The sequence below is a fragment of the Escherichia sp. HH091_1A genome (genome assembly GCF_030295175.1).
In the GTDB taxonomy this organism is placed as follows: Bacteria; Pseudomonadota; Gammaproteobacteria; order Enterobacterales; family Enterobacteriaceae; genus Escherichia; species Escherichia coli_F.
Genome location: NZ_AP025747.1, coordinates 1040832 through 1067725 on the forward strand (window position 1 = coordinate 1040832; position 26894 = coordinate 1067725).

Sequence of the window (26894 nt, forward strand, 5' to 3'; positions counted from 1 at the left end):
TATGTCCAGAATCAATAAGTTCGTACTTACAGTCAGTCTGCTGATTTTTATCATGATTTCAGCAGTTGCCTGCGGGATCTACACTCAAATGGTAAAGGAACGGGTGTATGGCCTGAAACAGTCCGTTATTGATACTGCTTTTGCGGTGGCAAATATTGCTGAATATCGGCGTAGCGTGGCAATTGATCTCATCAACACGCTAAATCCCACGGAGGAACAGCTGTTGGTTGGCTTGCGCACAGCTTACGCCGACTCGGTTTCACCCTCTTATTTGTACGATGTCGGTCCTTATCTGATTTCCAGTGACGAATGTATTCAGGTAAAGGAGTTCGAGAAAAATTATTGTGCAGATATTATGCAGGTTGTTAAGTATCGACATGTCAAAAATACAGGGTTTATCTCTTTTGACGGTAAAACCTTCGTCTATTACCTCTATCCGGTAACTCACAATCGCAGTCTGATATTTTTGCTTGGTCTGGAGCGTTTTTCTTTACTGTCAAAATCGCTGGCGATGGATAGCGAGAACCTGATGTTCTCTCTGTTTAAGAACGGTAAACCGGTGACCGGTGATGAATATAATGCTAAAAACGCCATCTTCACCGTTTCGGAAGCAATGGAGCACTTCGCCTATTTGCCGACCGGATTGTACGTATTTTCGTATAAAAAAGACGTTTATTTTCAGGTATGTATGTTGATTATTTTCTTTGCTGCATTGGTGGCAGTGATATCGGGTGCTAGCTGCCTTTATCTGGTGCGCAGAGTGATTAATCGTGGCATTGTGGAGAAAGAAGCCATTATTAATAACCATTTTGAACGCGTCCTGGACGGTGGGCTTTTCTTCTCGGCTGCCGATGTCAAAAAACTCTACAGTATGTATAACTCGGCGTTTCTGGACGACCTGACCAAAGCAATGGGCAGAAAATCCTTTGATGAAGATTTAAAAGCCCTGCCGGAAAAAGGGGGCTATCTGTGTCTTTTTGATGTCGATAAATTCAAAAACATTAACGACACCTTCGGTCATTTGCTGGGCGATGAAGTGTTGATGAAAGTGGTGAAAATCCTTAAATCACAAATCCCGGTAGATAAAGGTAAAGTCTACCGCTTCGGCGGTGACGAATTTGCGGTGATTTATACTGGCGGAACGCTGGAGGAGTTGCTATCGATTCTAAAAGAAATCGTTCATTTCCAGGTGGGAAGCATTAATTTAAGCACCAGTATCGGTGTAGCGCATTCAAATGAATGTACTACCGTCGAACGCTTGAAAATGCTGGCGGATGAGCGGCTGTATAAGAGTAAGAAAAACGGCAGGGCGCAGATTAGCTGGCAGTAATCTTTATTCGCAGGCCGGACAAATGATTTTGCCCGGCCTGAATTAATTAAACCCGGCTACCCCACAAATCGTACTCATCGGCGTGCTCGACTTTCACACGCAGGATATCACCCGGCTTAACGTTGGTTTCACCATTGAGATAAACCGCACCGTCGATTTCCGGTGCATCTGCCATGCTGCGACCAATCGCGCCTTCTTCGTCCACTTCGTCGATAATCACCAGAATTTCACGGCCCACTTTCTCTTGCAGGCGCTCGGCGGAAATCTGCTGCTGCAGCTGCATGAAACGGTTCCAGCGTTCTTCTTTCACTTCTTCCGGAACCTGGTCAGGCAGGGCATTGGCGTCTGCACCTTCAACCGGGCTGTACTTAAAGCAGCCAACGCGATCCAGACGTGCTTCTTTCAGGAAATCGAGTAGCATCTGGAAATCTTCTTCCGTCTCGCCAGGGAAGCCGACAATAAAGGTTGAGCGCAGGGTCAGTTCCGGGCAGATTTCGCGCCACTGTTTGATGCGCGCCAGTTGGCGATCTACAGAACCCGGACGCTTCATCAGTTTGAGAATGCGCGGGCTGGCGTGTTGCAACGGGATATCCAGATACGGCAGGATTTTGCCTTCCGCCATCAGTGGGATGACGTCGTCCACGTGTGGATAAGGGTAAACGTAGTGCAGACGTGTCCAGATCCCCAGTTTCGATAACTGTTCACACAGGCTGACCATGCTGGTTTTTACCGGCTCGCCGTTGTGGAAGCCAGTACGATGTTTAACATCGACGCCATAGGCGGAAGTATCCTGCGAGATCACCAGAATCTCTTTAACGCCCGCATCAACCAGTCGTTTCGCTTCACTTAACACTTCGCCAATCGGACGGCTCACCAGATCGCCGCGCATAGACGGAATAATGCAGAAGGTGCAGCGGTGGTTACAGCCTTCAGAAATTTTCAGATAGGCATAATGACGCGGCGTCAGTTTCACACCTTGTTCTGGCACCAGGCTCAGGAACGGGTTGTGTTTCGGTTTTGGTACGTAGTGATGAACGTGCTCAAGAACCTGCTCATAGCTATGAGGCCCGGTGATTTCCAGCACTTTCGGGTGGACTTCGCGGATCTGATCTTCTTTCGCCCCCAGACAACCGGTCACAATGACCTTGCCGTTTTCATTCAACGCTTCGCCAATGGCTTCCAGTGATTCTTGTACCGCGCTGTCAATAAAGCCGCAGGTATTGACGATCACCATGTCCGCATCGTCATAGCTCGGTACCACGTCATAACCTTCGGTGCGTAGTTCGGTGAGAATACGCTCTGAATCGACAAGGTTTTTCGGACAGCCAAGGGAAACAAAGCCGATTTTCGGCTGGGGAGTTACTTTGCTCATAGCTTAAAAAATATTCAGTTACAGGAAAGGTCAGGGCAGGGATTCTACAGAGTTCTGGATAAAATTTGTATCGCAATCTCATTCGCTGGCGGAGGCGAAGGAAATGTAAATTTTGTTAATTCGGCGTGAATAATTGATCCTGGACAGCATTTTGCTCAAAAAATAGCCATACTATTTAATTGCAACAAGGCTGGAAAGAGGAGGATCGAAGTATGTTCGTTGACAGACAGCGAATCGATCTGCTGAACCGGTTGATCGACGCACGCGTTGACCTCGCTGCATACGTGCAACTGAGGAAGGCAAAAGGATACATGTCCGTCAGCGAAAGCAATCATCTACGAGATAACTTTTTTAAACTGAATCGCGAACTGCACGATAAATCGCTGCGGTTGAATCTTCATCTGGATCAGGAAGAGTGGAGTGCTCTTCATCATGCTGAAGAAGCATTAGCGACAGCCGCAGTATGTTTGATGAGTGGGCACCATGATTGCCCGACTGTTATTACCGTCAACGCCGATAAGCTTGAAAATTGTCTGATGAGCTTAACGCTGAGTATCCAGAGCCTGCAGAAGCACGCCATGCTTGAGAAGGCCTGAAAACTAAGGGGGAGAAAGCGTCTCCCCCTTCATGTTTAAGTTTTTGTAAAAATGAATTTGTTATCTCCTCCACTGACTACGCTTTAAGCCAGAGTCAATCCGGAGGCGTTATGCAGAGACAATCCTTTTTCCTTGTGCCCCTTATCTGTCTTTCTTCTGCTCTCTGGGCAGCTCCTGCAACGGTAAATGTCGAAGTACTGCAAGACAAACTCGATCACCCTTGGGCGCTGGCCTTTTTACCCGATAATCACGGTATGTTAATCACTCTGCGCGGCGGTGAGTTACGTCGCTGGCAAGCAGGAAAAGGATTATCTGCGCCGCTTTCCGGAGTGCCGGACGTTTGGGCGCACGGGCAGGGCGGTCTGCTGGACGTGGTTTTAGCGCCTGATTTTGCCCAGTCGCGCCGCATCTGGTTAAGTTATTCCGAAGTTGGCGATGATGGCAAAGCCGGAACTGCTGTGGGTTATGGCCGCTTAAGTGATGATCTCTCAAAAGTGACCGACTTCCGCACCGTCTTTCGCCAGATGCCAAAACTGTCTACCGGCAACCATTTTGGCGGGCGGCTGGTATTCGACGGTAAAGGTTATCTTTTTATTGCTCTGGGCGAAAACAATCAGCGCCCGACGGCGCAGGATCTGGATAAATTACAGGGCAAACTGGTGCGTCTTACTGACCAGGGCGAGATCCCGGATGATAATCCTTTTGCCAGGAGATCCGGTGCGCGCGCCGAGATCTGGTCTTATGGTATTCGTAACCCGCAAGGAATGGCGATGAATCCGTGGAGTAATGCACTGTGGCTAAATGAACATGGCCCCCGCGGTGGTGATGAAATTAATATCCCGCAAAAAGGCAAAAACTACGGCTGGCCGCTGGCAACCTGGGGAATCAACTATTCGGGATTTAAGATACCGGAAGCGAAAGGGGAGATCGTCACCGGGACTGAGCAACCTGTTTTTTACTGGAAAGATTCGCCTGCCGTGAGCGGTATGACCTTCTATAACAGCGACAAATTCCCCCAGTGGCAGCAAAAATTATTTATTGGCGCTCTGAAAGATAAAGATGTCATTGTGATGAGCGTCAACGGCGACGAAGTGACAGAAGATGGCCGTATTTTAACGGACAGAGGGCAACGAATTCGTGATGTTCGCACTGGACCCGACGGTTATTTATACGTTCTCACCGACGAGTCCAGTGGGGAATTACTCAAAGTTAGTCCACGCAATTAGCTCACGGGGATCATCACCACTTTGCGCACTGCGGGGCGTTCAGTGAGTTGCTGATACCAGCGTTGCAGATTTGGACGCGGTGTCCAGGTCAGGCCAACATTAAACAAATTGTAGATGAACGGTGCGATGGCGATATCGCCCACACCAAACTCGTCGCCAGAGAACCATTTTACTTTTGCCAGTTCCGCATCGAGCAGGGCAAACAGGGCGTCGCACTCTTTGCAACTGGCATCAATGGCGGCCTGATCGCGCTCTTCGGGGGGTGTTCTGACCAATCCCATCAGGATCCCGCGATGGGCATTACTGAGCGTCTGGTTTGCCCAGTCCATCCATTTTTCCGCTTCTGCACGGCGTGCCGGTGAGTCGATCCACAGGCGGTTTTGCCCATACTGTGCCGCCAGATAGCGGACAATGGCATTTGATTCCCAAAGGATGAGATCACTTTCGTCGTCACGCAACAACGGCACCAGCCCGTTAGGGTTCATCGCCAGAAAATCAGCATCGTGGTTTACTCCAAACTCACGGCCCGCGAGAATTTGCTCATAAGGTAGTTCCAGTTCTTCGAGCGTCAGCAATACTTTTTTTACGTTGGTTGAATTATTCCGACCCCACAGCGTAATCATACTTACCCCTTTTCCGACAGGCAGCCACAGGCTGAACAGGACTTTGATGGTGAAGTAAAGTTAACTTTTAAGCAACAGCTGGCAAAAAAATGACGGCAGAAGCAGCGAAGCGGCAGGATATTGCATAAACTTTAAAAACTTTACCAACTTACGGTTTCTTTAAGTTTGTGTGTGCGTTATTAATCACCGAACTTATCATACGGCGATATAACGTATTTTTTTTGAATGGATACTCGGGTGGCATTTATGACGCAATACTCCTCTCTCCTTCGTGGTCTTGCAGCGGGTTCTGCATTTTTATTCCTTTTTGCCCCAACGGCATTCGCGGCGGAACAAACCGTTGAAGCGCCGAGCGTGGATGCGCGTGCATGGATTTTAATGGATTACGCCAGCGGTAAAGTGCTGGCAGAAGGCAATGCGGATGAGAAACTGGACCCCGCGAGCCTGACTAAAATCATGACCAGCTATGTGGTTGGGCAGGCGCTTAAGGCCGATAAGATTAAACTCACCGATATGGTGACGGTCGGTAAAGATGCCTGGGCGACGGGAAACCCGGCACTGCGTGGTTCGTCGGTAATGTTCCTCAAACCAGGCGATCAGGTTTCGGTGGCAGACTTGAACAAAGGCGTGATTATCCAGTCCGGTAATGACGCCTGTATTGCGCTGGCTGATTACGTTGCCGGGAGCCAGGAGTCATTTATTGGTTTGATGAATGGTTATGCCAAAAAACTGGGGCTGACCAACACGACCTTCCAGACGGTGCACGGTCTGGATGCGCCGGGGCAGTTCAGTACCGCGCGCGATATGGCATTGCTGGGTAAAGCATTGATCCACGATGTGCCAGAAGAGTACGCCATTCATAAAGAGAAAGAGTTCACCTTCAACAAAATTCGTCAGCCTAACCGTAACCGTCTGCTGTGGAGCAGCAATCTGAATGTTGATGGCATGAAGACAGGAACCACGGCAGGCGCGGGATATAATCTGGTTGCTTCGGCTACCCAGGGCGATATGCGTTTGATCTCCGTAGTACTGGGTGCGAAAACTGACCGTATCCGTTTTAATGAGTCTGAGAAATTATTGACCTGGGGTTTCCGCTTCTTTGAAACCGTGACGCCAATTAAACCTGATGCCACCTTTGTGACTCAGCGCGTCTGGTTTGGTGATAAGAGCGAAGTGAATCTCGGGGCAGGCGAAGCGGGATCAGTGACCATACCGCGTGGGCAGCTGAAAAACCTGAAAGCGAGTTATACGTTAACGGAACCGCAGCTTACCGCACCGCTGAAAAAAGGTCAGGTTGTCGGCACCATTGATTTCCAGCTTAACGGTAAATCCATTGAACAGCGTCCGCTGATCGTGATGGAAAATGTGGAAGAGGGCGGATTCTTTGGTCGGATGTGGGATTTCGTGATGATGAAATTCCATCAGTGGTTCGGCAGCTGGTTCTCTTAATCTTCTGATAACCGGATGGCGCGAACGTCATCCGGTTATTCGTTGTTAATACATCAACTTAATACGCTGCGTCTGCGCGTACTTCACATACTCATCTTCCGGGCAACAATCGCTCACTACAATATCAAAGCGTTTCAGGTCACCCATGCGTGCCGGACGCACCTTGCCAAATTTACTGTGGTCGACAACCAGCACATGCTTTTGCGCCATCGACATGGCCCAGTGTTTTACCGGCAACTCTTCAAGATTAAAACAGGTAGCGCCCTTACTGACATGCACCCCCGCCGCGGAATAAAAAGCGATATCCGGGCAAAAATTATTCAGCGTTTGCTGAAAATCGATGGGTTTGAAAATGGCGTTGCTGGCGTGAAATTCACCACCGCAAAGAAACGCGCGGCAATGAGGTTTCTCTTTCAGTGCCAGAAAGGTATTTAGCGAATAACAAATGGCGGTAAAAGGGATTTCATTATCAATCGCTTCAATAATCCACGGTGTGGTGGTGCCACAGTCAAAAAAGAGGGTCTGATCGGGTTCTACCAGCGTCGCAGCCAGTTTTGCCGCCCGGCGTTTTTCCTCTACCAGACGGGATTTTTGATCGCTTAACAGGTAATGGCTGGCGCTGCGCGGTTCCAGAACAATATAGCCGCCAAGCAAAACGACGGGGGCGCTGTGGTTGTTCAGATCGCGACGAATCGTCATCTCCGAAACCCCAAGCAGGGCGGCGGCGTCTTTAAGATGTAACTTATCGCTGCGTTTTAATTCTTGCAGCAGTTGCCCGATACGCTCTTCGCGACGTGTTTCCATAATCCCTCTGAATAGTTATTGAAGCGAGCCGCTCAATACTACACTTTTTAGCAGAGATCAGTCACGCACCCAGCCTTTGCGGATCGGTAATGCAAAACAGAAGCGATACCATGATTGCAGACGTTGATAGAGTTTATGCCCTATCGCTTGCCAGATAATCTGAGCGCTAAGGCAGCCAATCATACCTGCCAGCAATCCACCGAGCATATCCAGCGGCCAGTGCACGCCAAGATAAACGCGCGACCAGGCAATGACAACAGCCAGTACCATTAAAAGGGAACCGGACCACAGGCGATGCCAGCATAAAAATGCCAGTGCAAAGGTGAAAATTACCGTACCATGATCGCTCGGGAATGAGTCATCCGCCGCATGATGCAGGAAGTTATAGCCGATATTCTCGACAAAGGGTCGGTCGTGTGGGAAAAGATGCCCCATCGTCCAGGACACTAACAGGCTGACGACTAGCGCGATAGCGATTTTTATCACCAGTTGCCGTTGTGCTGTAAGCCCCCACAACCAAAGTACTGCGGCCAGCAGCGGCACCACGGTAATCAAATCTTTAGCAATAAAAATCGCCAACGAGATCATCCACGGAGCCGAGTCTGGCGTCGCGTTAATAAGAGAGAATAGAGAGAGATTCAAATTTTCCAGCATAACTTCCCGACGCAAAGTGATTAAAAGGGAGCCAATACAGGCAAGTCGTTGAGAATAAAGTGCAGGTTAAACTGGGTAAAGCGGCATCGTCTTATTTCCCTCAAGCGGCCCTGTTTACGGTGGCTGATTGTAACGAGCATAGGTTAAATAAAACTTAAAGAAAGCGTAGCTATACTCGCAATAATGTAAGAATGTGCTTAACCGAAGTTTCAGCTACAAAATTCGCTTTCTCGTTAGCTGCGCTTTTATTAAACTTTGCGCGATTATTATTGGCGAAGAAATTGCATGCAAAATAGATTAGCTTCCGGTGCCAGGCTTGGACGTCAGGCGTTACTTTTCCCTCTCTGTCTGGTGCTTTACGAATTTTCAACCTATATCGGCAACGATATGATTCAACCCGGCATGTTGGCCGTGGTGGAGCAGTATCAGGCGGGCATTGATTGGGTTCCTACTTCGATGACCGCGTATCTGGCGGGCGGGATGTTTTTACAGTGGCTGCTGGGACCACTGTCGGATCGTATTGGTCGCCGTCCGGTGATGCTGGCGGGAGTAGTGTGGTTTATCATCACTTGTCTGGCGATATTACTGGCGCAAAACATTGAACAATTCACGCTGTTGCGCTTCTTGCAGGGCATAAGCCTCTGTTTCATTGGCGCTGTGGGTTACGCCGCAATTCAGGAGTCCTCCGAAGAGGCGGTTTGTATCAAGATCACCGCGCTGATGGCGAACGTGGCGCTGATTGCTCCGCTACTTGGTCCGCTGGTGGGCGCGGCGTGGATCCATGTGCTGCCCTGGGAAGGGATGTTCGTCTTGTTTGCCTCATTGGCAGCGATCTCCTTTTTCGGTCTGCAACGAGCCATGCCTGAAACCGCCACGCGTATAGGCGAGAAACTGTCGCTGAAAGAACTCGGTCGTGACTATAAGCTGGTGCTGAAGAACGGTCGCTTTGTGGCAGGGGCACTGGCGCTGGGATTTGTTAGCCTGCCGTTGCTGGCGTGGATCGCCCAGTCGCCGATTATCATCATTACCGGCGAGCAGTTGAGTAGCTATGAATATGGCTTGCTGCAAGTGCCTATTTTCGGGGCATTAATTGCGGGTAACTTGCTGCTAGCGCGTCTGACCTCGCGCCGCACCGTACGTTCATTGATTATTATGGGCGGCTGGCCGATTATGATTGGCCTATTGGTCGCTGCTGCGGCAACGGTTATCTCATCGCACGCGTATTTGTGGATGACCGCCGGGTTAAGTATTTATGCTTTCGGTATTGGCCTGGCGAATGCGGGATTGGTGCGATTGAGCCTGTTTGCCAGCGATATGAGTAAAGGTACGGTTTCTGCGGCGATGGGAATGTTGCAAATGCTTATTTTTACCGTCGGTATTGAAATCAGCAAACATGCCTGGCTGAATGGGGGCAACGGCCTGTTTAATCTCTTCAACCTTGCCAACGGGATTTTGTGGCTGCTGCTGATGGTTATCTTTTTAAAAGATAAACAGATGGGAAATTCGCACGAAGGGTAAAAAAAATTCCTGATTGCGCAAAGCAATCAGGCATTTTCAAATTAATGGTGATGGTCATCAATCTGGTGTTCGATAACCATCCCTTCACCTACGCTGGCAAGATGGCGAACATACGGATGCGGGCGGTAAGCCGGAGCTGGCGCAGGAGCCACATAGACGGTTTGCGGCACAGTCGCGACGCTGACTGCTTGTGGAACGCTGACTGAATCAGGGACCACAACCACTTTGTATCCACTCGGCACATCGACGGTGACACTTTGCGCCATCGCCACACCAGTAAAGCCCATTAAAAGCGCGCCCAACAGTAGACAATTTCTCATAATCATTTCGCCTGAAATAATGCAGCGGGTTAATTTCTGCGAATTATGCAGCCTTCATTCAGGCTTTGTGTTGCCGGGCGTGCTACCGTTTTTATTGATCAAAAGGCGCTTCGTGTTTAAGAACTTTATCGATCACATCCAGTACACCTTCATGATTATTGGAGCCTGCCCGGTATTTTGCCGCTGCGACGACCGCGCTGCCGGCATTTTCCATCGCAAAACTAAAGCCTGCCTGACGCAGCATCTCAATATCGTTACCACCATCGCCGAAGACCACCACTTCGCTGTCGTCTATTCCCCATAATTTCTGAAGTTGGCGCAGGCCATTCGCTTTATGTACGCCGGGGATAATCAGATCGATGCTGCCGTTGCCGGTGTGGACCGGCACCATAATATCGCCGATGGTCTCATGTAATGCTTTTTGCACTTGTGGTATCAGTTCATCGGAAAGATTCAGGCCAAACTTAAAGAAGATATCTTCTAAATTATCAAAGTTATCGACGTATTCCAGACGGTGATAATACATTTCCGCCACCGTTTTCATGGCATCGTCATATTTTTTGAGGGTATAGGCGCTATTTTTTCCGCAGGCAATAATTTCCACTTCTGGGCGCGTCAGTAAATGTTCCACCACAGTAGCAAACGCATCCTTCGACAGCTCGCCATTAAAAACATCTTTGCCTTCGCTTACAACCCAACCGCCGTTTTCTGCCACAAAGGCAATTTCATTAGCAATTTCAGGGAAGAAAGAGATCAACTGATAATATTGATTCCCGCTGGCGACCACAAAGCGAATGCCTTGTGCTTTCATCTGCTGATACTGAGCCATAAACCGCTCACGGTTATAGGTTTTTTGATCGCTTAAGAAAGTACCATCCATGTCTACCGCAATTAATTTAATGCTCATCAACTATTCTCCATCGCCGTCTGCGTTTTGGTATTGGGTTTGGCGACGGCTTTCGCGACAATAGCCGCAAGAATAACCAGCGCCAGTACAACCAGCATTGCACTACGTAATCCATAATGTTCGCCGAGATAGCCCAGCAGCGGCGGCCCGACGAGGAAAGCCAGATAACCGGTCGTTGCTACCACGCTGACGCGGGTCGGTGCATCGGGGCCGGTATCGCTGGCGGCAGAAATGGTCAGTGGGAAGCCCAGCGAGGCACCCAGTCCCCAAAGTACAACAGAGACCCCAGCGACCCAGGCGCTATCGACAAAAATAATCAGCCCAATACCCAACGCTCCCATTAGTGCACTGGTCCGTACCACGGCAACGCGACTGTAACGGTCGATGAACCAACCGCCGGTGAAGCGTCCAACGGTCATCCCCAGGGTAAAACCGGCATAAATCAGCGAGCCGGAAGTGGGGCTAAAACCGTGACCGTCAACCATTAATAAGGGTAACCAGTCGTTGGCAGAACCTTCGGCAAAGGCCATCGCCAGAACCACGACACCAATCAGCAGCAACTGGATATCGCGATAAAAAGGTACACCTTTTTCGCCATGCTGCGTGCCATCGGCAGCATTTTTGCCAGTACCGTCAGGTATTGCCTGAATAGCAATATAAATAGGCGCGATGCCTACCAGTGCCGCCAATAAAATATGCACCGTTGCCGGAACGCCAAAGGCCGTCAGTGCCATCCCGACACCAGCGCCTGCCAGCGTGCCCAGGCTATAAAAACCGTGCATCATCGGTAAAACCGTTTTATTCATTTCTCGCTCAACGGCGGCACCCTCAACGTTTATCGCCACTTCTGCAGAACCAAAACTAGCCCCAAAGACGCCTAGACCAACGGCAAAGAGCACGGGCGATGTCAGCCAGAGCGCCAGGCTTAATATCATCATCCCGAGCAATGCGCAGGACATCGTGACCAGGATGACATTACGCGTCCCAAAGCGTTTCACTAACCACGCCGAGCAGAGAATACCGCTCATTGAACCGATCGACAGACCAAAGAGGACTCCGCCCATTTCAGCGATCGAAACAGAAAGAATATCGCGGATAGCAGGTGTACGAGTTGCCCAGGACGCCATTAACAGGCCCGGCAAAAAGAAGAACATAAACAGCGCCCAGGTTCGGCGTTTCAATGCATTACGTGAAGAATTTACGGTCATAGATCACGTCAAAATAAGAAGAGGGAAGACAACATTAGCAAGGTTGTGTACATTTGTACACAATTGCAGAGAGAGGAAATGACATGCGTCGCGCTAACGATCCGCAACGGCGAGAAAAAATTATCCAGGCCACGCTGGAGGCGGTGAAACTTTACGGAATACATGCCGTTACGCACCGCAAAATTGCTACCCTTGCCGGGGTACCGTTGGGGTCGATGACCTACTATTTTTCAGGAATTGATGAGTTGTTGCTGGAGGCGTTCAGCAGTTTTACTGAGATCATGTCCCGGCAATATCAGGCATTTTTTAGCGATGTTAGTGATGCTCCGGGCGCATGCCAGGCTATCACCGATATGATCTACAGCTCACAGGTTGCAACGCCGGATAACATGGAGCTGATGTACCAGCTCTACGCGCTGGCTAGCCGAAAACCGCTATTAAAAACGGTAATGCAAAACTGGATGCAGCGCAGTCAGCAAACGCTCGAACAATGGTTTGAACCCGGAACCGCCCGCGCGCTTGATGCGTTTATTGAGGGGATGACGCTGCATTTTGTCACCGACCGTAAGCCGCTATCGCGCGAGGAGATTTTGAGGATGGTTGAGAGGGTTGCAGGGTAGTAGATAAATTTTAGATAACAAAAAACCCACCAACCTTGAACCAAAATGGCGGGGTTGATGGGCTCCACAAAATGGGGACATCAAAGAAAAGCAGTGGCACTAATTAAGACTGATGCCCTGCGGAAAAGTTCTGCGGTTGTGCAAAAAAATTTCATTTTCAGGGCAACTTCAGTTTTATCCTAATCCTGGCCATACCATGACGATGATTGTCCCAGCCAGCGTCAGCAGGACGTTGGCGATTGCGTAAGTGCCCGCATAGCCCAGCGCCGGGATATTACTGCGAGCTGTATCACTGATGATCTCCATTGCCGGCGCGCAGGTGCGTGCGCCCATCATTGCGCCGAACAACAGTGCGCGGTTCATTCGCAATACATAAGCACCGAACAAGAAGCAGATAACCACTGGCACCAGACTGACAATCAATCCGGCAATCAACATCTGACCGCCAATCGCGCCCAGGCCGTTATTAATACCACTACCAGCGCTCAGACCAACGCCTGCCATAAACACCATCAAGCCGAACTCCTTCACCATGCTTAATGCACCCTGCGGAATGTAACCGAAGGTCGGGTGGTTAGCGCGCATAAAGCCCAGCATAATTCCGGCGAATAACAACCCGGCAGCGTTCCCCATGCCGAAACTGAATGTGCTGAACTGGAAGGTGATCATCCCGATCATCAGCCCAATAACAAAGAAGGCGCAGAATGCCAGCAAGTCAGTGACCTGGCTGTGAATCGAGATAAAGCCGATGCGATCGGCGATGGTTTTTACGCGACGGGCATCGCCGCTGACTTGTAAAACGTCACCTTTGTTAAGCACGACGTTGTCATCAATCGGCATCTCAATCTGGCTACGAATGACGCGGTTAAGGAAGCAACCGTGATCGGTCAACTTCAGTTGTGCGAGACGTTTGCCTACAGCGTTATGGTTTTTAACGACCACTTCTTCAGTGACGATACGCATGTCGAGAAGGTCACGATCGAAAACTTCTTTGCCATTACGGAAACTGGGATCGAGTCGGGCGTGGGCGTCGGGATAGCCTACCAACGCTATTTCATCGCCCATTTGTAGTACGGCATCACCGTCTGGATTTGCCAGAATCCCGTTACGCCGAATACGTTCAATGTAACAGCCAGTTTGTCGATAAATACCCAGTTCACGCAGATTTTTGCCGTCGGTCCAGGCTACCAGCTCCGGGCCGACGCGGTAGGCGCGGATCACCGGCAAATAAACCTTACGGTTGGCATCCGTGTCCAGGCCACGTTCACGGGCGATTTGCTGGGCGCTGGTCTGTAAGTCCTGATGCTGCAATTTCGGCAAGTAACGCGCACCAACAATCAAACTCACCAGACCGATTAAATAGGTTAAGGCATACCCGAGGCTCAGATTATCCAGTGCCTGTGAGAGCTGCCTGCTTTCCATGCCGGAATGACGCAGTGTATCGCCAGCACCGACCAAAACCGGTGTTGACGTCATAGAGCCTGCTAACATACCGGCCGTCAGGCCAATATCCCAGCCAAACAGCTTACCTAACCCTAAGGCGATCACCAGCGCACTGCCAACCATCACCAGTGCTAACATTAGGTAATTTTTCCCATCGCGAAAAAAAATGGAAAAAAAGTTCGGTCCAGCTTCGACCCCGACGCAGAAAATAAACAGCATAAAGCCAAGATTAAGCGCGTCGGTGTTAATGCTGAAATGTTGTTGGCCTAATAACAGCGATACGACTAAAACGCCAATGGAATTACCCAGTTGGATCGAACCAAGTCGTAACTTTCCGAGACATAGCCCAAGCGCGAGGACCACAAATAATAACAGAATGTAATTCCCATTTAACAATTCGGCGACGTTTATATTCACGGAGGCTAACTTCTTGTTTACTAGTAAGCTGTTGAAAGAAATGGTAATTTACGATAATGTTTTTTACCAGAATTCAGGGCGCAGATTCATTCAGCGCACCTAAACGATAGTAAAGTAACAATATATTTTACTAGTGTAATCACATTAGGTATCAACGGCTATATGAATTGCGTTGGCCTATATTAGCATGGAATGCGAAGCGGCTTTATCTTACTGAACGCCACACTGGCGAAAAATGTGTTCGATAGACGCAGTGTCAGGAGGAACGAGTGAAACATAAACAACGTTGGGCGGGGGCAATCTGCTGTTTTGTCCTCTTCATTGTGGTGTGCCTTTTTCTGGCGACGCACATGAAAGGCGCTTTTCGGGCTGCCGGGCATCCTGAAATTGGTTTGCTGTTTTTCATTCTTCCTGGAGCGGTTGCCAGCTTCTTTTCACAGCGTAGAGAAGTCCTGAAACCTCTGTTTGGCGCAATGCTGGCGGCACCCTGTTCGATGCTCATAATGCGGCTGTTTTTTTCACCAACGCGCTCATTCTGGCAAGAGCTGGCATGGTTATTAAGTGCGGTGTTCTGGTGTGCGTTGGGGGCATTGTGTTTCTTATTTATCAGCAGTTTGTTTAAATCACAGCACAGAAAAAATCAATGAAGCCCTCAACGCGAGGGCTTATCAGACGATCAGGCGTCCAGATTCTCTTTCACCCATGCAGCAAAATCGGTATAGCCGCCGATATGTTGCTGATCGACAAAAATCTGCGGCACGGTTTCTACGGGTATACCTGCCTTTTGTTGTAGATCTTCTTTAGTGATCCCTTCCGCACGAATATCTACATACTGATACTGAAAATCATCGCGTTCATTGCTCAACTTCTCAGCCAGATCTTTTGCGCGCACACAGTAAGGGCAACCCGGATGACCAAAAATAACGGTTTGCATTGTTTCTCTCCTCATCGGTTTATGCCGGTAATGATCACGCCAAAATGTATTCGCTGAAAGTAGGTTTAACCTGTTGCATTAATTGCTAAAAGCTATAACTGTTAAACACAATACTGTGAAAAGTTATAGACTGAGGTCTTACTTTGCTGAGGGAAGCGTATGCGCGCGATCGGTAAATTGCCTAAAAGCGTGGTGATACTGGAATTTATCGGGATGATGTTGCTGACGGTGGCGCTACTGTCGGTAAGCGACGTCCTGTCGCTGCCTGAGCCATTTTCTTGGCCAGAGGGGCAGATTCTGATGATTTTTCTCGGTGTTTTGCTCATGCTTCCCGCTGCGGTGGTGGTTACTCTTCAGGTGGCAAAACGTATAGCCCCACAGTTGATGAACCGTCCACCGCAATATCCACGTTCAGAAAGAGAAAAAGATAATGACGCCAACCATTGAACTTATTTGTGGCCATCGCTCCATTCGCCATTTCACTGATGAACCCATTTCCGAAGCGCAGCGTGAGGCGATTATTAACAGCGCCCGTGCGACGTCCAGTTCCAGTTTTTTGCAGTGCAGTAGCATTATTCGCATTACCGACAAAGCGTTACGTGATGAACTGGTGACGCTGACCGGCGGGCAAAAACACGTAGCGAAAGCGGCGGAGTTTTGGGTGTTCTGTGCCGACTTTAACCGCCATTTACAGATCTGTCCGGATGCACAACTTGGCCTGGCGGAACAACTGTTGCTCGGTGTCGTTGATACGGCAATGATGGCGCAGAATGCGTTAACCGCAGCGGAATCGCTGGGATTGGGCGGGGTATATATCGGCGGCCTGCGCAATAATATTGAAGCGGTGACGGAACTGCTGAAATTACCGCAGCATGTTCTGCCGCTGTTTGGGATGTGCCTTGGCTGGCCTGCGGATAATCCGGATCTTAAGCCGCGTTTACCGGCTTCCATTTTGGTGCATGAAAACAGCTATCAACCGCTGGATAAAGATGCACTGGCGCAGTATGACGAGCAACTGGCGGAATATTACCTCACCCGTGGCAGCAATAATCGCAGGGATACCTGGAGCGATCATATCCGCCGAACAATCATTAAAGAAAGCCGCCCATTTATTCTGGATTATTTGCACAAACAGGGTTGGGCGACGCGCTAAAACCGCCACGCCGATGTATGATACGCGGGCTTTTGACCAGGTCTGACAGAGAGGTGCAAGGTGAAAATTGCCATATTGTCCCGGGATGGAACGCTCTATTCGTGTAAGCGGCTGCGTGAAGCCGCTATACAGCGTGGTCACCTGGTTGAAATTCTTGATCCGCTTTCTTGCTACATGAACATAAATCCTGCGGCGTCTTCTATTCACTACAAAGGCCGCAAGTTACCCCATTTTGACGCTGTGATCCCGCGTATTGGCACCGCCATTACCTTTTATGGGACGGCGGCACTGCGCCAGTTCGAGATGCTGGGGAGCTATCCGCTCAATGAGTCGGTCGCCATTGCCCGGGCGCGTGACAAATTGCGTTCGATGCAACTGCTGGCGCGTCAGGGCATCGACCTGCCTGTCACGGGCATTGCGCATTCGCCGGATGATACCAGCGATTTAATCGACATGGTCGGTGGTGCGCCGCTGGTGGTTAAGCTGGTTGAAGGTACGCAGGGAATTGGTGTCGTGCTGGCGGAGACGCGTCAGGCGGCGGAAAGCGTGATTGACGCCTTTCGCGGTCTGAACGCGCATATTCTGGTGCAGGAATATATCAAAGAGGCGCAAGGGTGCGATATCCGCTGCCTGGTTGTCGGCGATGAAGTGGTCGCTGCGATTGAAAGGCGGGCGAAAGAGGGCGATTTTCGTTCCAATTTGCATCGTGGCGGTGCGGCAAGCGTCGCCAGTATCACACCACAGGAGCGTGAAATCGCGATAAAAGCCGCGCGAACGATGGCGCTGGACGTTGCTGGTGTGGATATTCTGCGTGCTAATCGCGGGCCATTGGTGATGGAGGTGAATGCGTCGCCGGGGCTGGAAGGAATAGAAAAAACCACCGGTATCGACATCGCGAGTAAAATGATCCGTTGGATCGAACGCAACGCCACGACAGAATATTGCCTGAAAACGGGTGGTTAGTCGCAATCACATTACTGATCATGGTTTTGCCTGCGCTTTTTGCGTAAGCTGTGCCGGTCTTTTTATCGGAAGAGGTTGTACAAAATTATGACATCGCTGGTCGTTCCTGGTCTGGATACGTTGCGTCAATGGCTCGATGACCTGGGGATGAGTTTTTTTGAATGTGATAACTGTCAGGCTCTGCATCTGCCCCATATGCAGAATTTCGACGGTGTCTTTGATGCCAAAATCGATCTGATCGATAACACGATCCTGTTTTCTGCCATGGCGGAAGTCCGACCTTCAGCCGTGTTACCGCTGGCGGCGGATTTATCAGCCATCAATGCCAGTTCGCTGACCGTGAAAGCATTTCTTGATATGCAGGATGATAATCTGCCAAAGCTGGTGGTTTGCCAGTCTTTATCCGTTATGCAGGGCGTAACCTATGAGCAGTTTGCATGGTTCGTGCGTCAGAGCGAAGAGCAGATTTCGATGGTCATTCTTGAAGCTAATGCCCATCAACTGCTGTTACCGACTGACGATGAAGGGCAAAACAACGTTACCGAAAACTATTTCCTCCACTGATAACTCCTTTCGAGTACGCAGTCGCTGCCGCAGTGACTGCGTGCTGCAAAATTATCTGCTGTTTTTAACCTTTTCTTAAAGATTATCTCACTTCTCTTGTGCCGATTTGGCTTTATCACATAGAGCAAATACGCATAAAAATTTGTTAAATACCGTTTTTTAATCCGAGCTATAGTCTCAAACCCTGGCTAAAGTTATTCTTGCGATGCTTTTATATAGCGAGCAGTGCTGGCCGGGAGAGAGTTCTCTTTTCTTACACCGAGCCGATAAAAAATATGCACGAATATTGCATATCTTTCAGTGTGACAACTTTTGTTCGTTTGTTAACGAACTTTCAGAAGGAAAGAGATATGACCGCCTTAAATAAAAAATGGCTATCGGGTCTGGTTGCGGGTGCTCTGATGGCCGTCTCTGTCGGCACGCTCGCGGCTGAACAAAAAACACTCCACATTTATAACTGGTCTGATTATATCGCCCCGGACACGGTGGCCAATTTTGAAAAAGAAACCGGTATTAAAGTCGTCTACGATGTTTTCGACTCTAACGAAGTACTGGAAGGCAAATTAATGGCAGGGAGCACCGGCTTTGACCTGGTGGTTCCATCTGCCAGCTTTCTGGAGCGCCAGTTGACTGCGGGAGTTTTCCAGCCGCTGGATAAAAGCAAATTGCCTGAGTGGAAGAATCTCGACCCGGAACTGCTGAAGTTGGTCGCCAAACACGATCCCGACAATAAATTTGCTATGCCCTATATGTGGGCGACGACCGGGATTGGTTATAACGTCGATAAAGTTAAAGCGGTGCTGGGCGAAAACGCGCCCGTCGATAGCTGGGACTTGATCCTCAAACCTGAAAATCTGGAAAAACTGAAAAGCTGCGGCGTCTCTTTCCTTGATGCACCGGAAGAAGTGTTTGCTACCGTGCTGAATTATCTCGGTAAAGATCCCAACAGCACTAAAGCAGATGATTACACCGGACCGGCAACCGATCTGCTGTTAAAGCTGCGCCCGAACATTCGTTATTTCCATTCATCTCAATATATTAACGACCTGGCAAACGGCGATATTTGCGTCGCTATCGGCTGGGCGGGCGATGTCTGGCAGGCGTCAAACCGCGCGAAGGAAGCAAAGAATGGCGTGAATGTCTCGTTCTCGATTCCGAAAGAAGGGGCGATGGCATTCTTTGATGTATTTGCCATGCCTGCGGATGCCAAAAATAAAGACGAAGCTTATCAGTTCCTGAATTACCTGCTGCGTCCGGATGTCGTAGCGCATATCTCTGACCATGTGTTCTATGCCAATGCTAACAAAGAAGCTACGCCGCTGGTAAGCGCGGAAGTGCGTGATAATCCAGGGATTTATCCTCCGGCGGATGTCCGTGCGAAGCTGTTCACTCTGAAAGTGCAGGATCCGAAAATCGACCGTGTGCGCACCCGCGCGTGGACCAAAGTGAAGAGCGGAAAATAATCCGCAGCCGTAGATGCCGGACGGGCGCACCACACCCGCCGGCAATTCGCACCATCATGGTGCGCTTGCACACATTCAATGCCGGAGAGCAGCCGTGAATGACGCTATCCCTCGCCCCCAGGCGAAAACCCGTAAGGCGCTGACGCCACTATTAGAAATCCGTAATCTGACTAAATCTTACGATGGTCAGCATGCGGTCGATGATGTCAGCCTGACCATCTATAAAGGCGAAATCTTCGCGCTGCTGGGCGCATCCGGCTGTGGCAAGTCCACGCTGCTGCGTATGCTGGCAGGTTTTGAACAACCTTCTGCCGGGCAGATTATGCTCGATGGCGTCGATTTGTCACAGGTGCCGCCTTACCTGCGCCCCATCAATATGATGTTTCAGTCTTACGCGCTGTTTCCGCATATGACCGTGGAACAGAACATCGCTTTTGGCCTGAAACAGGACAAACTACCGAAAGCGGAAATTGCCAGCCGGGTCAATGAGATGCTTGGGCTGGTGTATATGCAGGAGTTCGCCAAACGCAAACCGCATCAGCTTTCCGGTGGTCAGCGTCAGCGTGTGGCCCTGGCCCGAAGCCTCGCCAAACGTCCGAAACTATTACTGCTCGATGAGCCGATGGGCGCGCTGGATAAAAAGCTGCGTGACCGGATGCAGCTTGAAGTGGTGGATATTCTGGAGCGCGTCGGTGTGACCTGCGTAATGGTCACTCACGATCAGGAAGAGGCGATGACCATGGCGGGGCGCATCGCCATTATGAATCGTGGGAAATTTGTCCAGATTGGCGAGCCGGAAGAGATCTACGAGCATCCGACCACGCGCTACAGTGCTGAATTTATCGGTTCGGTAAACGTCTTTGAAGGTGTACTCAAAGAGCGTCAGGAAGATGGTCTGGTGCTTTATTCGCCGGGGCTGGTGCATCCACTGAAAGTTGATGTAGATGCTTCGGTGGTCGATAACGTGCCGGTGCATGTGGCGCTGCGGCCGGAAAAAATCATGCTTTGCGAAGCACCGCCCGCCAATGGTTGTAACTTCGCGGTGGGGGAGGTGATGCACATTGCCTATCTCGGCGATCTTTCGGTGTATCACGTTCGCCTGAAAAGCGGGCAGATGATCAGCGCCCAGCTACAAAACGCCCATCGCTATCGTAAAGGATTACCCACCTGGGGCGATGAAGTGCGCTTGTGCTGGGAAGTGGACAGTTGTGTGGTGCTGACGGTTTAAGGAGCAAAGATGAGTACACTTGAACCTGCTGCCCAGTCGAAACCGCCGGGCGGATTTAAGCTGTGGTTGTCGCAGCTGCAAATGAAGCATGGGCGCAAACTGGTCATTGCGTTGCCGTATATCTGGTTGATCTTACTGTTTCTGCTGCCATTTCTGATCGTCTTTAAAATAAGTCTGGCGGAGATGGCGCGCGCTATTCCACCTTATACCGAACTGATGGAGTGGGCTGACGGGCAACTTTCCATCACCCTCAATCTTGGTAATTTCCTGCAACTGACTGACGATCCGCTCTATTTCGATGCATATCTCCAGTCGTTACAGGTGGCGGCGATTTCGACAATTTGCTGTTTACTGATCGGCTATCCGCTGGCGTGGGCGGTGGCGCACAGTAAGCCTTCGACCCGCAATATCTTATTGCTGCTGGTGATCCTGCCGTCGTGGACCTCGTTTCTGATCCGCGTTTATGCCTGGATGGGAATATTAAAAAATAACGGCGTGCTGAATAACTTTCTGCTATGGCTGGGGGTTATCGACCAGCCGCTGACCATTCTGCATACAAACCTGGCCGTTTATATTGGCATTGTTTATGCCTATGTACCGTTTATGGTGCTGCCGATCTACACCGCCTTGATTCGTATTGATTATTCGCTGGTGGAAGCGGCACTGGATCTCGGCGCTCGACCGCTGAAAACATTCTTTACTGTGATCGTGCCGCTCACCAAAGGGGGTATTATTGCCGGATCGATGCTGGTTTTTATTCCGGCAGTGGGCGAGTTTGTAATCCCGGAGCTGCTCGGCGGTCCGGATAGCATCATGATCGGACGCGTGCTGTGGCAGGAGTTCTTTAACAACCGTGACTGGCCGGTGGCCTCGGCAGTGGCGATCATCATGTTGTTGCTGCTAATTGTGCCGATAATGTGGTTCCACAAGCATCAGCAAAAAAGCGTGGGAGAACACGGATGAATAATTTACCGGTGGTTCGTTCGCCCTGGCGAATTGTGATTTTGCTGTTGGGCTTCACCTTTCTCTACGCGCCAATGCTGATGCTGGTTATCTATTCGTTTAACAGCTCGAAGCTGGTGACGGTGTGGGCGGGCTGGTCAACGCGCTGGTATGGCGAATTACTGCGTGATGACGCGATGATGAGCGCGGTTGGTTTAAGCCTGACAATAGCTGCCTGTGCGGCAACGGCGGCGGCGATCCTCGGGACGATTGCGGCGGTCGTGCTGGTGCGCTTTGGCAGGTTTCGCGGATCAAATGGTTTTGCCTTTATGATCACCGCGCCGCTGGTGATGCCAGATGTCATCACGGGCTTGTCGCTGTTGTTGTTATTTGTCGCACTTGCACATGCCATCGGCTGGCCTGCGGAGCGAGGCATGCTCACCATCTGGCTGGCGCATGTCACTTTCTGTACGGCTTATGTGGCAGTCGTTATTTCGTCGCGTCTGCGGGAGCTGGACCGTTCCATTGAAGAAGCAGCGATGGATCTCGGTGCGACGCCGCTGAAAGTGTTTTTCGTCATTACGCTACCGATGATCATGCCCGCGATCATTTCTGGCTGGTTACTGGCTTTTACTCTGTCGCTCGACGATCTGGTGATTGCCAGCTTTGTTTCCGGGCCAGGAGCCACCACGTTACCGATGCTGGTCTTCTCCAGCGTGCGGATGGGGGTGAATCCGGAAATCAACGCCCTGGCAACATTGCTCCTCGGCGCGGTCGGAATTGTCGGATTTATCGCCTGGTATCTGATGGCGCGTGCAGAAAAACAGCGGATACGCGACATCCAGCGTGCAAGACGTGGCTGAAGACACTAAAATTTGCCAACCTGGCTACATAATGCCGCGCATGTCGCGGCATTGTTTTCATGGAAGACGAAACGTTGGGATTTTTTAAGAAAACATCTTCATCTCATGCTCGCCTGAATGTGCCTGCGCTGGTGCAGGTGGCGGCGCTCGCCATTATTATGATCCGTGGCCTCGACGTGCTGATGATTTTCAATACGCTGGGCGTGCGCGGTATTGGCGAGTTCATTCATCGCAGTGTACAAACCTGGAGTTTAACACTGGTCTTTTTAAGCAGCCTGGTGCTGGTTTTCATTGAGATCTGGTGTGCGTTTTCACTGGTGAAAGGGCGTCGCTGGGCGCGCTGGCTGTATCTGTTGACACAAATCACGGCCGCCAGTTATTTGTGGGCGGCTTCGCTGGGGTATGGTTATCCGGAGCTGTTCAGCATTCCCGGTGAATCAAAACGTGAAATCTTCCATAGTCTGATGCTGCAGAAGTTGCCGGATATGCTCATCCTGTTGCTACTGTTCGTTCCCTCGACCAGTCGGCGGTTCTTCCAGTTGCAATAATGTGTATAATCGTCGCCCCTGATGATGTGAAGGTCAATGTATGCAGTGCGCACTTTACGACGCGGGTCGCTGTCGTTCCTGTCAGTGGATAACGCAGCTGATTCCAGAGCAACTCTCCGCTAAAACCGCCGATCTTAAAAATCTGCTCGCCGACTTTTCGGTTGAGGAATGGTGCGCGCCGGTGTCAGGCCCGGAGCAAGGGTTTCGTAATAAAGCCAAAATGGTGGTGAGTGGTAGCGTTGAAAAACCACTGCTCGGTATGCTGCATCGCGACGGCACACCAGAAGACCTTTGCGATTGTCCGCTTTATCCCTCCTCATTTGCGCCCGTTTTTGCGGCGTTAAAACCGTTTATCGCCCGTGCGGGGTTAACACCCTACAACGTGGCGCGTAAGCGTGGCGAACTGAAATACATTCTGCTGACTGAAAGCCAAAGTGATGGTGGCATGATGCTGCGCTTTGTACTGCGTTCTGACACTAAGCTGGCACAACTGCGTAAGGCGCTGCCGTGGTTACAGGCACAACTGCCGCAGCTGAAAGTTATTACCGTCAACATTCAGCCGGTACATATGGCGATTATGGAAGGGGAGACGGAGATTTATCTGAGCGAACAACAGGCGCTGGCTGAGCGTTTTAACGATGTGCCGCTGTGGATCCGTCCACAAAGTTTCTTCCAGACTAATCCGGTGGTCGCCAGCCAGCTGTACGCTACTGCGCGCGACTGGGTACAACAGTTGCCGGTTAAACATATGTGGGATCTGTTCTGTGGCGTGGGGGGCTTTGGTTTACACTGCGCGACGCCTGACATGCAGTTAACCGGGATCGAAATTGCGCCAGAGGCCATTGCCTGTGCGAAGCAGTCAGCTGCTGAACTGGGCTTAACGCGTTTGCAATTTCAGGCGCTGGACTCCACTCAGTTTGTCACCACTCAGGGAGAGGTGCCGGAGCTGGTGCTGGTTAACCCGCCGCGCCGAGGCATTGGTAAACCGCTGTGTGATTATCTTTCAACGATGGCACCGCGTTTTATCATCTACTCCAGCTGTAACGCCCAAACGATGGCCAAAGATATCCGCGAACTGTCAGGTTATCGTATTGAACGGGTACAGCTTTTTGATATGTTCCCGCACACCGCGCACTATGAAGTGCTGACACTGTTGGTGAAGCAATAAAAAAGCCGCGGCTGCGGCTTCAGATTGCTGATAAGGTGCGCGTTGTTCATGTCGGATGCGGCGTGAGCGCCTTGTCCGGCCTACAAAATCGTGCTAAATCAATGCATTGCAGGGTAAATGTAGGCCTGATAAGCGTAGCGCATCAGGCAATCTTACTTTTGTCATCAGTCCCGATTACTGCGGGAACCACTGGTCATTGATTTTCTGATACGTACCATCTGCTTTAATCGCTGCCAGTGCGTTATTCAGTTTTTCCAGCAGGGCTTTATTATCCGGACGAACAGCGATGCCCAGACCGGTGCCGAAGTACTGCGGGTCGGTTACTTTCTCTGTTGCAACGCCCAGTTGTGGATTGGTTTTCAGCCATTCATTAACCACCGCTGTGTCACCAAATACCCCATCAATACGACCATTTTTCAGGTCGATAAAGGCATTTTGATAACTGTCATAGGAGACAGTTTTTACTTCCGGGTGTTGATCCTGAATATATTTCTGGTGCGTTGTACCGTTTTCCATCCCAATGCGTTTGCCTTTCAGGTCGGCAAACGTTTTGTAGGTATCTTTTTTGGCAATCACGACGGCTGAGTTTTCGTAGTAGGGCGTGGTAAACGATACCTGCTTGCTACGCTCTGGCGTGATATCCATACCGGAGATAACGGCGTCATACTTTCTGAATTTCAGTGACGGGATCAGGCTGTCGAAAGCGTGATTAGTAAAAGTACATTCTGCCTGCATCTGTTTGCATAACGCTTTTGCCAGGTCGATATCAAAGCCGACAATCTCATTATTAGCACCTATAGATTCAAAGGGAGGATAGGTCGCTGATACGCCGAAATTGATTTTCTCTGCGGCAGAAGCGCCGAATGCACAGGATGAAAGTAAAGCGGCAAGAACTAACTTTTTCATGATGGAACTCCCGTCTGTCAATCTTATGATTTTTGGCCGTGTCTGCGGCATGAGATAACAATGCCATTAAGTGAATTTATATGCAATAAATATGATTAAATAATTCGTGATGAATAAAAAAAGACGGACAACTTAGTGGGTTGCCCGTCTTTATTATATTAATCTATGCACTATGTAGGCCGGATAAGGCGTACACGCCGCATCCGGCATAGGCACCGTGCTGGTGTCTGATGCGACGCTGGCGCGTCTTATCAGACCTACAAATCATCTGGCATCAGCATGCAGCCATGTCAATTCCGTCGCTCGAACGCCAGCGCTTTGCGCTCGATCAAACGCATCATCAGTGTCAGCAGGCCGTTGACGACCAGGTAAATAATTCCCGCCGCGCCGAACACCATGACATCGTAGGTGCGTCCGTACAACAACTGGCTGTAACCCATCACTTCCATCAGCGTAATGGTGTAAGCCAGAGAGGTACTTTTAAACACCAGCACAACTTCGTTGGAATAAGAAGAGAGTGAGCGTTTAAAGGCATACGGCAGCAGGATCGCCAGCGTATCTTTTTTGCTCATCCCCAGGGCGCTACAGGACTGCCACTGACCTTCCGGGATCGCACGAATTGCACCGTAAAACAGCTGCGTGGTATACGCCGCACTGTTCAGCGACAACGCAATCAGCGCGCACAACCACGGTTCTGACAACAGATGCCACAGTGCCGGATACTCCTGCAACGTCGGGAACTGGCCTGGACCGTAGTAAATCAGGAAGATCTGCACCAACAGCGGCGTACCGGTAAACAGCGTGATATAGCCCCGCACCAGCCACACCAGTACCGGCGTTTTCAGCGTCAGGATGATGGTAAAAATCAACGCCAGAATCAGTGCCACAATCAGCGAGGCAACGGTTAGCGTCAGGCTGGTGTGCAGCCCTTTCATCAGTTCGGGTAAATACTCAAACATTAGCTGGGCCTCCGCTCAAAACGTGTCGCGCGCAGGTCAATGCGTTTGAGAATGTACTGACTGAGCAGGGTGATCACCAGGTAAATCGCCGCCGCCACAATGTACCAGGTAAATGGTTCCTGGGTACGGGTAGCGATGCTTTTGGTTTGTAGCATTAAATCATTCACGCTTATCAAACTGACCAGCGCGGTATCTTTCAGCAGCACCAGCCACTGGTTACCGAGACCAGGCAGCGCATGACGCCACATCTGCGGCATCACCAGGCGGAAAAAGATAGCCGATTTCGACAGCCCCAGCGCCTGACCGGATTCCCACTGGCCCACCGGCACCGCTTTCAGTGCGCCACGCAGGGTTTGCGAGGCATAGGCGGCATACAGTAGCGACAGGGCGATAACCCCACACAGGAACGGGCTAACGTCGAAGTTCTCAATGTCCATCTGCACCGGGATCTGTACGATCCCAAGATTGATGGTGAAGCCATCCGAAAGCGTCAGCAGTAACTGCGAGGAGCCAAAATAGATAAACAGCACCACCAGAATTTCTGGCAGACCGCGCAGAATCGTCACCAGTGCTGAACCTACCCACGCGACAGGACGCCATTTTGCTGACTCCCACACCGCAAAGAACATCGCCAGCGCCAGTCCGACAATCAATGCACAAACGGCAAGGCCGACGGTCATCCCGGCGGCGCTTGCTAAAGGAAAAAATTCATTCAT

Annotated in this window: 29 protein-coding genes; 17 read left to right on the top strand and 12 right to left on the bottom strand. The window is 50.4% G+C overall.

Annotated features, from left to right (window positions below):
- Position 1 precedes the first annotated feature (1 nt).
- A complete protein-coding gene (locus tag QUF14_RS04950) occupies positions 2–1330 on the top strand; it encodes a GGDEF domain-containing protein (protein WP_000086878.1) in 1329 nt (442 codons plus the stop codon).
- 46 nt (positions 1331–1376) lie between these two features.
- Here QUF14_RS04950 and rimO read toward each other — a convergent pair whose 3' ends face one another.
- The gene (gene rimO, locus QUF14_RS04955; protein WP_000049367.1) at positions 1377–2702 is read right to left on the bottom strand and encodes a 30S ribosomal protein S12 methylthiotransferase RimO; all 1326 of its coding nucleotides are present in this window, start codon (positions 2700–2702) and stop codon (positions 1377–1379) included.
- Between the two features lie 212 nt (positions 2703–2914).
- Between rimO and bssR the strand changes: the two genes are divergently transcribed.
- Both bssR and yliI read left to right on the top strand, forming a co-directional pair.
- On the top strand, positions 2915–3298 hold the full coding sequence (gene bssR / locus QUF14_RS04960) for a biofilm formation regulator BssR (protein WP_000497137.1): 384 nt from the start codon (positions 2915–2917) through the stop codon (positions 3296–3298).
- Positions 3299–3408: 110 nt separating this feature from the next.
- Positions 3409–4524 carry an aldose sugar dehydrogenase YliI gene (yliI, locus tag QUF14_RS04965; RefSeq protein WP_001189552.1) on the top strand — a complete coding sequence of 372 codons (1116 nt, stop codon included), beginning with the start codon at positions 3409–3411 and terminating at the stop codon, positions 4522–4524.
- Here yliI and gstB read toward each other — a convergent pair.
- Positions 4521–5147 (bottom strand): glutathione S-transferase GstB, encoded by a 627-nt coding sequence (gene gstB, locus QUF14_RS04970; RefSeq protein ID WP_000631897.1) that lies wholly within the window; start codon positions 5145–5147, stop codon positions 4521–4523. The genes yliI and gstB overlap by 4 nt on opposite strands.
- A gap of 246 nt (positions 5148–5393) precedes the next feature.
- Here gstB and dacC point away from each other — a divergent pair, with 246 nt between their 5' ends.
- Positions 5394–6596 (top strand): serine-type D-Ala-D-Ala carboxypeptidase, encoded by a 1203-nt coding sequence (dacC, locus tag QUF14_RS04975; RefSeq protein ID WP_000195961.1) that lies wholly within the window; start codon positions 5394–5396, stop codon positions 6594–6596.
- Positions 6597–6641: 45 nt separating this feature from the next.
- On the opposite strand, the gene deoR is transcribed toward dacC, so the two are convergent.
- Positions 6642–7400 (bottom strand): DNA-binding transcriptional repressor DeoR, encoded by a 759-nt coding sequence (gene deoR, locus QUF14_RS04980; RefSeq protein WP_000450117.1) that lies wholly within the window; start codon positions 7398–7400, stop codon positions 6642–6644.
- 57 nt (positions 7401–7457) lie between these two features.
- Positions 7458–8054, bottom strand: coding sequence for an undecaprenyl-diphosphate phosphatase (gene ybjG, locus QUF14_RS04985; protein WP_024212110.1), 597 nt, complete (start codon positions 8052–8054; stop codon positions 7458–7460).
- 285 nt (positions 8055–8339) lie between these two features.
- On the opposite strand from ybjG, the gene mdfA reads away from it, so the two are divergent.
- Positions 8340–9572, top strand: a complete 1233-nt coding sequence (gene mdfA, locus QUF14_RS04990; RefSeq protein ID WP_100734018.1) for a multidrug efflux MFS transporter MdfA — start codon at positions 8340–8342, stop codon at positions 9570–9572.
- 41 nt (positions 9573–9613) lie between these two features.
- Here the strand turns inward: mdfA and ybjH are convergent, their stop codons facing one another.
- The 3 genes from ybjH to QUF14_RS05005 form a co-directional block, all read right to left on the bottom strand.
- On the bottom strand, positions 9614–9898 hold the full coding sequence (gene ybjH / locus QUF14_RS04995) for a protein YbjH (RefSeq protein ID WP_000605918.1): 285 nt from the start codon (positions 9896–9898) through the stop codon (positions 9614–9616).
- A gap of 85 nt (positions 9899–9983) precedes the next feature.
- Complete coding sequence (gene ybjI, locus QUF14_RS05000; protein WP_001353328.1) at positions 9984–10799, bottom strand: 5-amino-6-(5-phospho-D-ribitylamino)uracil phosphatase; 816 nt, start codon at positions 10797–10799, stop codon at positions 9984–9986.
- Positions 10799–12007 (bottom strand): MFS transporter, encoded by a 1209-nt coding sequence (locus QUF14_RS05005; RefSeq protein ID WP_000217874.1) that lies wholly within the window; start codon positions 12005–12007, stop codon positions 10799–10801. The genes ybjI and QUF14_RS05005 overlap by 1 nt, the downstream gene beginning before the upstream one ends.
- A gap of 83 nt (positions 12008–12090) precedes the next feature.
- Between QUF14_RS05005 and rcdA the strand changes: the two genes are divergently transcribed.
- On the top strand, positions 12091–12627 hold the full coding sequence (rcdA, locus tag QUF14_RS05010; RefSeq protein ID WP_001295289.1) for a DNA-binding transcriptional regulator RcdA: 537 nt from the start codon (positions 12091–12093) through the stop codon (positions 12625–12627).
- A 174-nt stretch (positions 12628–12801) separates the two neighbouring features.
- On the opposite strand, the gene QUF14_RS05015 is transcribed toward rcdA, so the two are convergent.
- Positions 12802–14487, bottom strand: a complete 1686-nt coding sequence (locus QUF14_RS05015; RefSeq protein WP_001024886.1) for an aspartate:alanine antiporter — start codon at positions 14485–14487, stop codon at positions 12802–12804.
- Positions 14488–14756: 269 nt separating this feature from the next.
- Here QUF14_RS05015 and QUF14_RS05020 point away from each other — a divergent pair, with 269 nt between their 5' ends.
- The gene (locus QUF14_RS05020) at positions 14757–15134 is read left to right on the top strand and encodes an inner membrane protein YbjM (RefSeq protein WP_000681110.1); all 378 of its coding nucleotides are present in this window, start codon (positions 14757–14759) and stop codon (positions 15132–15134) included.
- 29 nt (positions 15135–15163) lie between these two features.
- Here the strand turns inward: QUF14_RS05020 and grxA are convergent, their stop codons facing one another.
- On the bottom strand, positions 15164–15421 hold the full coding sequence (grxA, locus tag QUF14_RS05025) for a glutaredoxin 1 (RefSeq protein ID WP_100734019.1): 258 nt from the start codon (positions 15419–15421) through the stop codon (positions 15164–15166).
- 159 nt (positions 15422–15580) lie between these two features.
- On the opposite strand from grxA, the gene QUF14_RS05030 reads away from it, so the two are divergent.
- From QUF14_RS05030 to rlmC, 10 genes are all read left to right on the top strand, one after another.
- Entirely contained in the window at positions 15581–15868 is a 288-nt protein-coding gene (locus QUF14_RS05030; RefSeq protein ID WP_001201588.1) for a YbjC family protein, read from the top strand.
- The gene (gene nfsA, locus QUF14_RS05035) at positions 15852–16574 is read left to right on the top strand and encodes a nitroreductase NfsA (RefSeq protein ID WP_000189136.1); all 723 of its coding nucleotides are present in this window, start codon (positions 15852–15854) and stop codon (positions 16572–16574) included. Before QUF14_RS05030 ends, nfsA begins: the two co-directional genes overlap by 17 nt.
- A 60-nt stretch (positions 16575–16634) precedes the next feature.
- Positions 16635–17537: a 30S ribosomal protein S6--L-glutamate ligase gene (gene rimK, locus QUF14_RS05040; protein ID WP_000684326.1), complete on the top strand. Its 903-nt coding sequence runs from the start codon at positions 16635–16637 to the stop codon at positions 17535–17537.
- Positions 17538–17624: 87 nt separating this feature from the next.
- Positions 17625–18101, top strand: a complete 477-nt coding sequence (locus tag QUF14_RS05045; RefSeq protein ID WP_000203025.1) for a type III secretion system chaperone family protein — start codon at positions 17625–17627, stop codon at positions 18099–18101.
- Between the two features lie 350 nt (positions 18102–18451).
- A complete protein-coding gene (gene potF / locus QUF14_RS05050) occupies positions 18452–19564 on the top strand; it encodes a spermidine/putrescine ABC transporter substrate-binding protein PotF (RefSeq protein WP_000126075.1) in 1113 nt (370 codons plus the stop codon).
- Between the two features lie 94 nt (positions 19565–19658).
- A complete protein-coding gene (potG, locus tag QUF14_RS05055) occupies positions 19659–20792 on the top strand; it encodes a putrescine ABC transporter ATP-binding subunit PotG (RefSeq protein ID WP_100734020.1) in 1134 nt (377 codons plus the stop codon).
- 9 nt (positions 20793–20801) lie between these two features.
- Positions 20802–21755 carry a putrescine ABC transporter permease PotH gene (gene potH, locus QUF14_RS05060; RefSeq protein ID WP_000105436.1) on the top strand — a complete coding sequence of 318 codons (954 nt, stop codon included), beginning with the start codon at positions 20802–20804 and terminating at the stop codon, positions 21753–21755.
- Entirely contained in the window at positions 21752–22597 is an 846-nt protein-coding gene (gene potI / locus QUF14_RS05065) for a putrescine ABC transporter permease PotI (protein WP_100734021.1), read from the top strand. Before potH ends, potI begins: the two co-directional genes overlap by 4 nt.
- 59 nt (positions 22598–22656) lie before the next feature.
- Positions 22657–23145: a YbjO family protein gene (locus tag QUF14_RS05070; protein WP_000389258.1), complete on the top strand. Its 489-nt coding sequence runs from the start codon at positions 22657–22659 to the stop codon at positions 23143–23145.
- A gap of 40 nt (positions 23146–23185) precedes the next feature.
- The gene (gene rlmC / locus QUF14_RS05075; protein WP_001149688.1) at positions 23186–24313 is read left to right on the top strand and encodes a 23S rRNA (uracil(747)-C(5))-methyltransferase RlmC; all 1128 of its coding nucleotides are present in this window, start codon (positions 23186–23188) and stop codon (positions 24311–24313) included.
- 174 nt (positions 24314–24487) lie between these two features.
- Here the strand turns inward: rlmC and artJ are convergent, their stop codons facing one another.
- The 3 genes from artJ to artQ form a co-directional block, all read right to left on the bottom strand.
- On the bottom strand, positions 24488–25219 hold the full coding sequence (gene artJ, locus QUF14_RS05080) for an arginine ABC transporter substrate-binding protein ArtJ (RefSeq protein WP_001354873.1): 732 nt from the start codon (positions 25217–25219) through the stop codon (positions 24488–24490).
- A gap of 290 nt (positions 25220–25509) precedes the next feature.
- A complete protein-coding gene (artM, locus tag QUF14_RS05085; RefSeq protein WP_000464491.1) occupies positions 25510–26178 on the bottom strand; it encodes an arginine ABC transporter permease ArtM in 669 nt (222 codons plus the stop codon).
- Positions 26178–26894: an arginine ABC transporter permease ArtQ gene (gene artQ, locus QUF14_RS05090; RefSeq protein ID WP_001001703.1), complete on the bottom strand. Its 717-nt coding sequence runs from the start codon at positions 26892–26894 to the stop codon at positions 26178–26180. Before artQ ends, artM begins: the two co-directional genes overlap by 1 nt.